The 11,383-nt window shown below is 71.9% G+C and carries 9 protein-coding genes and 1 pseudogene; 5 read left to right on the top strand and 5 right to left on the bottom strand.

Translation table 11 applies throughout. The features are described from left to right. Positions 1-2,134 (top strand): helix-turn-helix domain-containing protein (locus tag CCN39_RS34035; RefSeq protein WP_208630500.1); only part of this gene is annotated, 2,134 nt, incomplete at its 5' end. A 6-nt stretch (positions 2,135-2,140) separates the two neighbouring features. Continuing rightward, a pseudogene (locus CCN39_RS49655) lies at positions 2,141-2,302 on the top strand (IS110 family transposase); the annotation flags it as partial. Between the two features lie 135 nt (positions 2,303-2,437). Here the strand turns inward: CCN39_RS49655 and CCN39_RS34030 are convergent. From CCN39_RS34030 to CCN39_RS34015, 4 genes are all read right to left on the bottom strand, one after another. Further along, positions 2,438-5,110: a fibronectin type III domain-containing protein gene (locus tag CCN39_RS34030; protein ID WP_086849017.1), complete on the bottom strand. Its 2,673-nt coding sequence runs from the start codon at positions 5,108-5,110 to the stop codon at positions 2,438-2,440. Between the two features lie 93 nt (positions 5,111-5,203). Then, positions 5,204-5,947 (bottom strand): ferredoxin reductase, encoded by a 744-nt coding sequence (locus CCN39_RS34025; RefSeq protein ID WP_086849015.1) that lies wholly within the window; start codon positions 5,945-5,947, stop codon positions 5,204-5,206. Then, positions 5,917-6,516 (bottom strand): sulfite oxidase-like oxidoreductase, encoded by a 600-nt coding sequence (locus tag CCN39_RS34020; protein WP_043775574.1) that lies wholly within the window; start codon positions 6,514-6,516, stop codon positions 5,917-5,919. The genes CCN39_RS34025 and CCN39_RS34020 overlap by 31 nt, the downstream gene beginning before the upstream one ends. Before the next feature lie 29 nt (positions 6,517-6,545). After that, a complete protein-coding gene (locus CCN39_RS34015) occupies positions 6,546-7,145 on the bottom strand; it encodes a pentapeptide repeat-containing protein (RefSeq protein WP_086849013.1) in 600 nt (199 codons plus the stop codon). Positions 7,146-7,187: 42 nt separating this feature from the next. Between CCN39_RS34015 and CCN39_RS34010 the strand changes: the two genes are divergently transcribed. The 3 genes from CCN39_RS34010 to CCN39_RS34000 all read left to right on the top strand — a co-directional run bounded on the left by CCN39_RS34010 (position 7,188) and on the right by CCN39_RS34000 (position 9,873). Beyond that, complete coding sequence (locus tag CCN39_RS34010; protein ID WP_086849011.1) at positions 7,188-8,096, top strand: ornithine cyclodeaminase family protein; 909 nt, start codon at positions 7,188-7,190, stop codon at positions 8,094-8,096. A 627-nt stretch (positions 8,097-8,723) separates the two neighbouring features. Then, positions 8,724-8,978, top strand: a complete 255-nt coding sequence (locus CCN39_RS34005; protein WP_086849009.1) for a hypothetical protein — start codon at positions 8,724-8,726, stop codon at positions 8,976-8,978. Between the two features lie 76 nt (positions 8,979-9,054). Next, on the top strand, positions 9,055-9,873 hold the full coding sequence (locus CCN39_RS34000; RefSeq protein ID WP_086849007.1) for a hypothetical protein: 819 nt from the start codon (positions 9,055-9,057) through the stop codon (positions 9,871-9,873). A gap of 93 nt (positions 9,874-9,966) precedes the next feature. Here CCN39_RS34000 and CCN39_RS33995 read toward each other — a convergent pair. Continuing rightward, on the bottom strand, positions 9,967-11,383 hold a 1,417-nt coding region (locus CCN39_RS33995; protein WP_086849003.1), incomplete at its 5' end, for a carboxylesterase/lipase family protein.

Raw genomic sequence — 11,383 nt, 5'->3', positions numbered from 1 at the left:
CCTGCTCGCCGGCGCGGACGGCCCGATCGTCGTCGCGCACCGGCCGGCCGCGGTGGCGCCCGGGTGGACGCTGTTGCCGCTCGGCCCCCTCGGTGTCGAAGACGTGGCGCGGCTGATGGCCGCGGCGACGGGTGCGCCCGCCGACCCGCGGGCCGCGGCCGAGCTGCACGCGCGCAGCGGCGGCGTGCCGCGGCTGGCCGAGCGCGCGCTGCTCGGGCGGCTGGAGGAGTTCCGGCCCGAACTCGACGAGCTCGACGACGACGTCCTCCGCTACCTGATCGCGGCCGAAGCCGGCGCCGGGCGCAATCTGGACCTGTTGTGCGCGCTGCTCGACCGGCGTCCCGACCAGCTGCCCGCCATCGTCGAGGGCGCCCGCGCGACCGGCCTGCTCGCCCCCGACGACACGCTGCTGCCGCTGGCCGCGGCCGCCGTCCGCGACTTCGGGCCGCCCGCGCGCCGCCTCACGACGGTGCAGCGGCTGGTCGAACTGCAGCTGGCGAACGGCCTCCCGGTGCTCGACCTGGCCCGGTCCCTGCTCGGCACGGGCAGTTCCGGCGCCTCCGCGGCGGCCGCGTTCGCCGCGGCGGCCGGGGAAGCGCTGCCCTCCGACGCGCGCTTGGCGACGCGGCTGTTCGAAGCCGCCGCCGAAGCGGGCGACCGCTCCGCGGCCGTCACGGCGGGCTGGGCGCGCGCGGCCGCGTTGTCCGGCGACCTCGACACCGCGTTGCGGCTGGGCGACGGGATGCTCGGCGCGGCCGACGCGGAAACCCGCGCCGCGGGCGCGGAAATCGCGGCGACCGTGCTGGCGCACCGCGGCGAACTGGCCCGCAGCGCCGAGCTGTACCACTGGGCGGGCCGCGCCGACGCGTTCTCGGCGACGGCCCTGGTCGGCACCGGCGACATCGAGGGCGCCCGGCGGCTGCTCGACTCCCCCACGCCCGGTGTCGCGCCGACGCTGTTCGCGGGCGCGGCCACCCGGATGGCCCGCGGCATCGTGGATTCGGTGTCCGGCTGCGCGACGGAGACGTTGTCGACGCTGCTCGGCGCGGCCACGATGCTGGAGCCCGCGCTCGGCGGCATGTTGCTGCCGGACAGCCCGGCCGCGCTGGCCGCGCTCGTCGCCCTGCACACCGGCGAGCTGGCGCTGGCGGAGTCCGTGCTGAGCCGGGCGCTCGACGGCGGCACCGGCGGCGACCTCCTGGCCGTGCGGCACCGGCTGCTGCTCGGCTGGGTCGCGATGACGGCGGGTGACCTGGCGACGGCGGCGGAACACCGCGACGCCGTCGCGGGCCGCGCTTTGGAGGCGCGCGACGAGCTGTTCTTCGCGACGCTGGAGCTCGGCCTGGCGCGCCGGGCGAGCGACCTGGTCGGGCTGCAGCGGTCGTGGAACCGGGCGTACCAGGCCTCGATGCGGCAGCAGACGGACCTGTTCACGCTGCTGCCGCTGGGCGAGCTGGCGATCGCCGCGGCCCGCACCGGCGCGTTCGCCAAGCTATCCGGCCAGTTCGAGCGCGCCCACAGCCTGCTCGCCCGCCTCGGCGAGCCTCCACTGTGGACGGTTTCACTGGTGTGGCACGAGCTCCACGCGGCGATCACGCTGGAGGACGCGGACGCGGTCAAGGCCCACCTGGCGACGTTGACCACCCACGCCCACTGCGGCCGCCACCCCCGGGCCCTGGCCACGGCGGCCCAGGGCTGGCTGGCGGTCCTCGGCGGAACGTTCGACCCGGACGCGATCAGCGCGGCGGCGGCGGAACTGCACGACCTGGGGCTCCGCTGGGACGCGGCGCGCCTGGCCGGCCAGGCGGCCATCCGCACGTCCGACCGCAAGGCGATGGTCCAGCTCCTCGAGGCGGCCCGTCAGTTCCAGGGAACGGCGGCCCGCCGCGAACCCGGCGCCTCATCGGAACCGGCGGCGGGAGCGGGCCTGGCGGCGCTGAGCGAGCGGGAGCTGGAGGTGGCCCGCTTGGTCGTCGAGGGGCTGACGTACAAGCAGGCGGGGAGCAAGCTGTTCATCTCGGGCAAGACGGTGGAGCACCACATGGCCCGGATCCGCGGCAAGCTCGGAGCGGCGGACCGGCGGGAGCTGCTGGCGACACTGCGGGAGCTGCTTTCACGCCCGGACGCCGGCTGACCGGGGGCCCGGACCGGCAACCGCCAGCCCAAACGCGCCTTCTTCCTCGCCGCCTTCACCGCCTTCGCCGCCCTGTCCGACCCGACCAGCCGGACCTACTACGGCCGCAAACGAGCCGAGGGCAAGAAGCACAACGCCGCCCTCATCTGCCTGGCTCGCCGCCGCTGCGGCTTGACAGACCACGTAGGGGCGCCCCCCGGGTCCAGCGTATCGGTTGCGGTGTGCGGAAAAGCCGGGAACGAGGCTGACCGGGCCTCGTTGTCCACACGGCTGCTGGATTGTGGACAACGAGGCCGGACGGGCTCAGGCAGCGGCCGTCGTGGCGGTGAACGTGGCCGCCGGGCCCGTTCCCGTCGCCGTGACCGCGGCCACCGTGAACGTGTAGGCCGTGGCCGGGTGGAGGCCGTCGACCACCCTGGTCATGCCCTTGATCGTCGGCTGGGTGACCAGGGCGTCGCGGCCCTGGACCGGGATCGTGCGGCCGTCGGACACCGTGATGACGTACGCCAGGACCGGGGTGTCGCCCGTCGCCGCCGGAGGGTTCCAGCGGATCGAGGCCGCCGTTGCGCTCGGCAACGCCCGCGCGTTCGTCGGGATGCCCGGCAGTGCACCAGGTTTCGGGCCGGGCGTCGCCGGTGCCGACGGCAGCGACGGCTCGCTCGTTCCGTACGCGTTGCGCGCCGCGACTGTCACCGTGTACGGCGTTCCGTCCGTCAGCCCGGGCACTTCGGCGTACGCGCGCTTCGCGAAGTCGGCCGCCGTCACCGTGGCCGAGTACGTGCGGCCGCTGCCCGAGGCCGTCACCACGTAGTGCGTCACCGGTGCGTTGTTGAAGGCGAACGTCGGGTTCCAAGTCGCGTACAGCTTTCCCGCGACGGCGAACGTGCCGACGCGCGACGGGGCTTCGGCCGGGGCGCGGCCGCCGACCTGGCGGGTGAGCAGCCCGCGGTAGGCCGGCTCGAGGCCCGCGTTCGCGACGATCGCGGACGGCGCGTCCGCCGGGTTCGCCAGGAGGTGGTTGCCGCGGGTGATCGCGCCCTTGTCGACCTTGTCGCGGTCGCCCTGCTCCCAGTAGTTCCCCTCGGTCAGCGTCGGGTCGTTGTTGCCGAGGTCGTCGCGGTAGTCGACGTGCACCGTGCCGACGTTGGCGTACGCCATGTCGTAGAGGACGTTGCCGCGGATCGTCTCGTACGTGTTGCCGTTGTCGGTGTAGACGCCCTTGCCGAGTCCCCACTGACCGTGGATGACGTTGCCGGTGACCTTTTCGCCGTCGTCCAGGGAACTGCCGGTGATGCCCTGGGTGTAGACGCCGCCGCCGTCGTCGAGCATCTGCATGTAGTCGAAGATCAGGTTGTCCGAGACGACGTTGTCGTGCGACAGGTTCGGCGTCGCGGGGCGCTTGATCTTGTCCGGCCAGCCGCCCCAGCCCACGGAGATCGCCGAGTAGCCGACGTGGTCGATCTGGTTGTGGGCGATGGTGTTCCGCACGGTGTAGCCGTTGACGATCGGCACGCCGCCGTGGAATTCCCGCGGCAGGCCGTAGAGGTGGTTGTCGGTGACCCGGACGTCCCGCACGACGTCGGCGTCGGTGTCGGTAAGGGGCTTGTCGACCCCGCCGATCTGCACGCCGTTGCCGGAGATGTCGGTGAAGATGTCGCCGCGCACCTGGGATTCCTTGGTGCCGTCGACGAGATCCAGCCCGGCGCCGCCGAGGTGGGCGAACACGCTGTCGCTGAATTCGACGTTCCGGCCGTGCGAGACGGAGACGTTGGCGGGTTCCCGCGTCCACGACGCGTACGGGCAGGTGCCGCCGGGCACGAACTGGCAGAGCCCCTGCACGGCCCAGCCGTCGGCGCCGGTGATCGTGTAGCCGGCCTGGATTTCCGAGAACCCTTCGGGAGAAGACGGCGTCAGCCAGGTCGCGTAGGAGTAGCGCAAGCCGCGGAAGGCGACGTCGTGGATCGGCGCGGCGGCCGTGCCTTTCGCGTCGAGAAGCTTCTCGAGCACCGGCATTTCGACGTCCGCGCGACGCAGGTCCTGGCCGGGCCTCGGCAGGTAGTAGACGACGTGGGCGGACCGGTCGAGGTACCACTCGCCGGGGGTGTCGAGCAGTTCGAAGGCGTTCTCGGCGTAGGTGGGGTGCCGCCCGTTGGTGAGGTCGGCCGGGCCGACCATGTTGACGCTGCGGCCGGGGATGTCGGGGAACAGCACGCGCTTCGTCGAGTTGTCCCAGCACGGGTTGGCCATGGTGATCGTCGTGTCTTCGGCGGCGGCGAGCGGGCAGCGCGGTTCCGTCCACTGGCCGAGGCCGTCGCGCTGGACGTTCCACAGCGCCTCGCCCGAGACGTACACGAACTCGACGTCCTTCGGGTTGCGCCAGTGGGCGAGCGTGTCGGCACTGGCGGTGTAGCCGGTGGCGGTGGCCTTGACGGTCACCGGCAGCGGACCGCGGGCGCGTTGCTCGCGGACGCCGTCGACGTAGAGCTGCCGGGTGTTGTCGAGCCCGGCGGGCGCCGGGGCGGCGAACAGGCCCGGACGGCCCGGCACCGGCCGCCAGCCGGTGACCCGCACGCCGCCGTTCAGCTCGGTGCCGCCACTGCCCTGTCCGGTGACACTGCCCTGCCCGGTGACGCTGCCCTGCCAGATGACGCGGTGGCCGTTGCCGCCGGAGTCCCGCGCGTCGAGCCGCAGCGGGGCGGTCAGCCGGAAGACACCGGGCGCGAGGTGGACGGTGAGGTCCCGGGTCAGGTGCGGCGCGCGTTGCCGCACGAGGTCGCGGGCGCGCTCGAGCGTCCGGACGGGGTGTCCGGCGGCGCCGGAGGCCCGATCGGAGCCGCTGGGCGAAACGTAGACGTCCTGGCCGGCGGCATCGGGGTTGGCCGCGGCCACCGGGCCGGTCGTGGCGAGCAAGGCGCCCGCGCCGAGGAGAACGGTCACCACGGTGCGGCGCCGCGTCGAGCCCCACTTGGTCAGCATGGTCGAAAGATAGGATCTCTCGCGCGCAATGTCGATAAATTCCCGCTCACCGGAGCAAGCGGTCCCCCTATTCATCGGATGCCTGTGCGGCGTTCAGTCGCGGCTCGGACCGAAGCGTTCGGTGCGGATCCGGTGCGGAACGTGGCCGAGGGCGACCAGGATGTCCGCCACCGTCTCCACGAAGCCCGTCGGGCCGCAGACGAAGCACGCGGCGCCGAACTCCGCCGGCCAGCCGGCCGTGTTGATCGTCGCCACGTCGATGCGGCGCGGAATGCCCGCCCGGCCTTCGGGGAGCTCGCGCGTGTACACGTACGTCACGTCCAGGCCCGCCACCGGCGTGCGCAGCTCGTCCGCGTAGTACAGCTCGGCGGGGGTGCGCAGCGAGTAGATCAGCTTGAACGGCGTCCGGACACCCGCCGCGCGACGGGCGCGGATCATCGCCATCAGGGGGACGATGCCCGAGCCGCCGGCGATCAGCAGGACCGGAGCCGGATCCGCCGGCCGCCACGCGAACCAGCCGCCGATCGGGCCACGGATCTCGACCGGGTCGCCGATCGCGTACGGGCCGGTGAGGTGTTCGGACACCTCGCCGTCGGCGACGCGCTGCACGGTCAGCTCCACCCGGTCGCCGTCCGCGGGCGCCGCGAGGGAGTAGCTGCGCTGCGCGCGGTAGCCGTCCGCGGCCGTGAGCCGGACGTCGACGTGCTGCCCCGCCAGGTGGCCCGGCCAGCCGGGCAGGTCGAAGACGAGCGTGCGCGCCGTCGGCGTCTCGTCGCGGAATGCGGCCAGGCGGGCGACCCGCCAGGCTAGTCGCCCTGATACCGCTGTTCGCGCCATGGATCCCCGTAGTCGTGGTAGCCGGCGTTCTCCCAGAAGCCCGGCTCGTCCCGGGTCTTCAGCTCCAGCCCGCGCACCCACTTCGCGGACTTCCAGAAGTACAGGTGCGGCACGAGCAGCCGCGCCGGGCCGCCGTGCTCGGGCGTCAGCGGCTTGCCGCCGTATTCGTAGGCGATCCAGGCCTGGCCGTCGAGCAGGTCGGCCAGCGGCAGGTTCGTCGTGTACCCGCCGTAGGCGTGCACCATGACGTAGTCCGCCTCGGTGTCGAGCCCGCCGACCAGCGTGTCGATCGAAACGCCGCGCCAGCGGGTGTCCAGTTTGGACCACTGGGTGACGCAGTGGATGTCCACAGTGGGCTTCTCGCTGGGCAGGGCCATCAGCTCGGCCCAGCTCCAGGTGTGCTTCTCACCCGTCTCGGTGGTGACGGTGAACTCCCACGTTTCGGTGCGCACCCGCGGCGTCGGGCCCGCCGACAGCACCGGGAAGTCCTCGGCCAGGTACTGCCCGGGTGGCAGCCGCGGGTTGCCACTGCGCGCCCGGCCCTGGAAACCCGGTGTCACGACACCCATGCGGCGCTCCCTTCCCGATCGCGACGAGCCTACGCCCGGACGTGCAGCCCGAGCGACGTGACGAGCACCGCAGCCTGTTCGGGTGACACGATCGCCCCGGCCAGCTCGGCGTTCAGCGGGTCGAGCGCCGAGAGGTCACTGCCCCGCAGCTCGGCTTTCGGCAGCTTGACGGCGTGCAGCAGCGCCCCGGACAGGTCGACGTCGGCGAACACCGCGCCGGCGCAGTCCGCCCCGGTGAGGTCGGCCTCCCGCATCCGGACGCCCTGGAAGCTGACCGCCCGCAGGTCGGCACCCGCCAGCCCGGCGAACGACCAGTCCCCGCCGGTGACCCGCAACGGCCGCAGCCCGCACTCGGTGAACGTGGCGCCGACGAGCTTGCACCCGGTGAATTCGGCGTCGAAGAAGTTGCACCGCGTGAAGGCGCAGCCGGTGAACGCCGAGTCCGTGTGCCGCGACGCGTTGAAGCGCACGTTGCCGAACTTGCAGTCGGTGAAGACCGAGTTCCGGGTGACCGCCTCCGAGAGGTCGGTCTCGTGGAACTCGCACCGCACGTAGTGCCGCCCGGTGATCTCCTCCCCGTACCAGTCGTCGCGGAAGAACCGCTGCTCCTCTTGCCTGACCTCGGACATGCGGCCAGGCTAGCGGCAGATCCGACGCCGGAGGGGCCGCACATGCTCGACGCCGACGAAGTCCGGAGAGCGGTGCCGATGCCGGCCGCGGTCGGCGCGGTGCGCGCGGCGTTCCTCGACCTGGCGGCCGGCCGTTTCGTGGTGCCGCAACGGTTGTCCTTCGCCGGAGCGACGACGCTCGTGATGACCGCCTGCCACACGCCGACGTCGACGACCGTGGTGAAGACGCTCAACTTGGTCCCCGGCCGCACGCCGATGATCCTGGGCACGCTGGTGTGGAACACCGCCGCCGGCCAGGTGGTCGCCGACGCGGTCGAGGTGACGACACTGCGCACCGGCGCGGTGTCCGGAGTGGCCACGGACTTGCTTGCCGAGCCCTCGGCTCGCAGTCTGGCGTTGCTCGGAACCGGCGCCCAGGCCGCCGACCAGGTGTGCGCGGTGGCGGCGGTGCGCCCGGTGCGTCACCTGGCGGTGTACGGCCGGGACTTTTCGCGCGCTTCGGCGTTGGCGGACCGGTTGCGGGCCGAGTTCCCGCCGATGGTGGTGCGGGTGGCACGTACCGCGGCCGACGCGGTTGGCGACGCTGAGATCGTCTGTTGTGCTACCTCGTCCGAGGCTCCTCTCTTTGCTGTTGACGACTTGCCGGAACGGGTTCACGTCAACGCGATCGGGTCTTATCTGCCCTCCATGCGGGAGCTTCCCGCGGAATTGCTCGCCACGGCTGGATGTGTGGTGGTGGATCAGGTCGGTGCGGTTCTGGAGGAGGCGGGCGAGGTGATCCATGCTGTTGACGCCGGGCTTCTCGATCGGGAGGAGCTGATCGAGCTGGGGTCGGCTTTGCGCCGGCCGCCGGTGGTGGGTGGGCGGACGGTGTTCAAGTCCGTGGGGCTTGCTGTGCAGGACTGGGCCATTGCCCGGCTGCTCGGTGAGGCTGTGGGGGTGTGCGCTTAGTACTGCAGGCGGTTTTTCTGGCTTCTGATCGTGGTGCCGGGTTGGTCGCGGTGAGTTGACGGGCAAGGCGTGGGCGGTGGTCGAAGCTGCGCGCTGGTGCTCCGTGACGCGACTTGGCTGATCGCTGCGGGTCGTGGAAGACCGCGCATGAATGGGCTGACCAAATGCCCATCCCGGCGCGCTGACGGAGATCGAGAAGCGTTGCGGACACTGCTCGGTGGGGCAGGGATGCAGCCTTGGACGGCCGAACTACAACGCAGCCGAGCCGGCCGCGTCCGTACCCAGGCGCGCGGCATGCGTACCGGGATGGACGACACCCGAACCGGGGTGGATCGCATGCGTATCTGCGTGGACGACACGTGCGGTCGGGTAGCCGCGCGCTTGCCGCAGGTCGCCGGGTAGCCGCGCATCTGCGCTGCGCCGCAGGTCGGCCGGTAGCTGCGCACCTGCACTGCAGGTGGATAGGGCCTTCGCGGGGTGGTCACTTCCTGTGGTGGACGGTTGGCGGAGAGCAACGAAAGCGGCCAAACGGCGCAACCTTGGGCTTGGAGCGTTTGAGCCGTCACCTGATGCGGGAATTTTCGCGGCATGTCTCCTTGGCGAACCACCACCAGACGGAACACGGCCGTGCGGGTCATCACGGCGATCGGCGCGATCTTCGCGGGGATCGAAATTCTCTACATGATCATGGTGCTGGCCGGCGCCAACGCCGGTAACTCCTTCTTCCAGTTCATCAAGTCACTGGCCGTTCCTCTCGCGTTGTTCTGGCCTGGCTTGTTCCCGGTGGACAGCCCCAGCCTGGCCGTGATCCTCGACTTCGGCCTGGCCGCGGTGTTCTGGCTGGTCGTCACCGGCATCATCGCCCGCTTCGCGGGCCGGTGACCGGAGGCGATCCGCTGGGCCTCGCGCGGACCACCCGCCGTCGCCGCCGATGGTGTCCGTGGGCGACACTGGACGGATGAGCGACGGCAGGTGGTTCGACGGCTGGTCGCCGTGGCCTGAGCTGGCCGGGCTGGCCGCGGCCGGGCGTTCGCTGTTGCCGAACGTCCCGGTCACGCCGGCCGCCTTGGCGCGCACCGTCACCGAACAGCTCGTCGGGCGCAGGCTGACCACGAAGGTGGGCGACCGCGAAGTCGGCCTCACCCTCGCCGAGCTCGACTACCCGGCCGACAGCCTCCGGCTGGCCACCGGGCGCATCGGCGACGTCCGGATCGTCGCCGAAGACGTCGACTGGCCGGAACCCGAAGAAGACGGCCGCAGCATTCCGCTGCGCCGGGTCATCGTGATCGCCGAAGACGTCCGCCTCCGCTCGCTGCCCACGCCGGCCGCCATTCCCGCCCGGGTGCGGCTGCAGATCGCCGTGTCCGCGGACGTGCTGCGGGAACGGGTGGCGGCGGCCCGGCCCGGGATCGTCGCGGCCCCGGCCGGGAACGGGCTGCTCCGGATCCACTGGGCCAAGCGCCCGCGCTGGGGCCATCTGACCCTTCGCCCCCAAGTCGCGGACGACGCCGTGGTGCTCCTGCCCCAGACCCTCCACATCGGACAGAAGGAACTGCCGGCACCGAAGTGGTTCCGGCCCATCGAGCTGCCGTTGCCGGAGCTCCCGCCGGGCACCAGGCTGACGAAGGTCGAGCCGCGGCACGACGAACTCGTGCTGCACGCCGTGGCGGAGGAGTGGCCGGAACGGCTTTCGCGCATCCCCCTGACCGACCTGCTGAGCTGGCTGACGACCGCCGCGATGACGTTGACCCTGCCGAAACTCGGTACGCGTCCATGACCTGCCTCCCTGGATGAGCCGGACGACGATCACGCTACTCGAACGCTCGTTCGAACGTCGTCACTCACAGGGGTAGAGCTTCGGACGGCCGATTCAGGTCACGGGGAACCACGTCCCCGAAGCCCACTCCACGTCACCCCAGGCCGCGCGCTCGTTCGCCCGCGGATCGAGAACCAGATCGGTGTCCTCGCGAAACACCATGACCGGCCGCAGTTCCGGCCCGTACGGCGGCCATTCGGGACCGTCGGCCGACGCGACGCCGGAGCGCACGAACCCCACCCAGCAACGGTGGATGAGCAGCGCCGCCCGTTCGCGCGCCGGATTCACGGCGGTTCCCTGCGCGGCCAACGGAAGCGGAACCTTCCACGCCATCGTGGTTTCGGTCCCGTGGCCGCCGTCGAGCTGCTCGGGGACGCCGGGCGCGGCGATGTCGATCCGGTAGCGGTACACGGGAGCGTGCGCGGACTGGGCATCGGCGAGCCGCTGCGTCGGGATGCCGTACCGCTCGTCGCCCATGGCGGCAATTCGAGCCGCTTTGAGGTCGGGGACGCGGCGAAGGTACGTCTCGAGCAGCCGCGAAGCCTTCGAATCGCCGAGGATGCCCGCGAGCACCCCGGAAGCCGGCGCGGTGGCGACGTCGTCGCCGAGCATCATCGCGTACGTGCTGCCTTCGTTGCTGTTGCAGCCGACCAGCAGCGGGATCCCCGCCGCGCTCCCCCGCCGGATCGGCCCGATCGGCACCTCGGGCAGCACGCGCGGGTGCAACGTCGGGCGCCAGAGCCACAACGCCTGGAACCCGCTCAGGATCCGTTCCTGCGCCTCGACGAACTCCTTGGCCGGCAGCGACCGCAACGCGGCGATGTCGTGGCAGCCGACCTCGTCCAGCAGCCGCCGCGCCAGCGCCGTCCCGGCTTCCGGGGTCGCGACGTGGTCCGCGCCGCCGGAACTGCTGATGGCCTGCGCGAACAACCCCGCACCCAGCGGGCTGCCCATCAGGTTCCCGACGCTCTTCGCGCCCGCCGAAACGCCGTAGACGGTGATCCGCGCCGGATCCCCGCCGAACGCGGAAATGTTGCGGCGCACCCACTTCAACGCCTCGACCTGATCGAGGAACCCGCACACGCCGGCGTCCATTTCGGACTCGCCGAAGAGATCGAGCAGATGCAGGAAGCCGAGTGAGCCGAGCCGGTAGTTGATCGTGACCACGACGATCCCGGCCCGCGCGAACTCCTCGCCGTCCCCGAGCTGCTCGCCGTGGCCGACGCGGTAACCGCCGCCGTGCAGCCAGAACAGCACCGGCCAGCCACCCTCCGGCGCGGGGCCCTCGGGCGTGCAGACGTTGAGGTACAGGCAGTCTTCGTCGCACACCGCGGCCGGGTTCATCGGGTCCGGCGACTGCATCGCGTGCGGGCCGTACTCGGTGGCCACGTGCACGCCGCCGGACAGCGACGGCGGCTGCGGCGCCTTCCACCGCAGCTCGCCGACCGGCGGGCGGGCGTACGGGATCCCG

This window comes from Amycolatopsis kentuckyensis (genome assembly GCF_002155975.1).
GTDB classification, from domain to species: domain Bacteria; phylum Actinomycetota; class Actinomycetes; order Mycobacteriales; family Pseudonocardiaceae; genus Amycolatopsis; species Amycolatopsis kentuckyensis.
The sequence above is the reverse complement of the archived record's forward strand: the minus strand, read 5'-3'. Positions and strand labels throughout refer to the sequence as shown.

Excerpts from the sequence above, each read along its gene's own strand:
- CCN39_RS34030 (WP_086849017.1), bottom strand. The coding sequence starts at position 5,110 with ATGCTGACCAAGTGGGGCTCGACGCGGCGCCGCACCGTGGTGACCGTT.
- CCN39_RS34025 (WP_086849015.1), bottom strand. The coding sequence starts at position 5,947 with ATGGCGCGAACAGCGGTATCAGGGCGACTAGCCTGGCGGGTCGCCCGC.
- CCN39_RS34020 (WP_043775574.1), bottom strand. The coding sequence starts at position 6,516 with ATGGGTGTCGTGACACCGGGTTTCCAGGGCCGGGCGCGCAGTGGCAAC.
- CCN39_RS34015 (WP_086849013.1), bottom strand. The coding sequence starts at position 7,145 with ATGTCCGAGGTCAGGCAAGAGGAGCAGCGGTTCTTCCGCGACGACTGG.
- CCN39_RS34010 (WP_086849011.1), top strand. The coding sequence starts at position 7,188 with ATGCTCGACGCCGACGAAGTCCGGAGAGCGGTGCCGATGCCGGCCGCG.
- CCN39_RS34000 (WP_086849007.1), top strand. The coding sequence starts at position 9,055 with ATGAGCGACGGCAGGTGGTTCGACGGCTGGTCGCCGTGGCCTGAGCTG.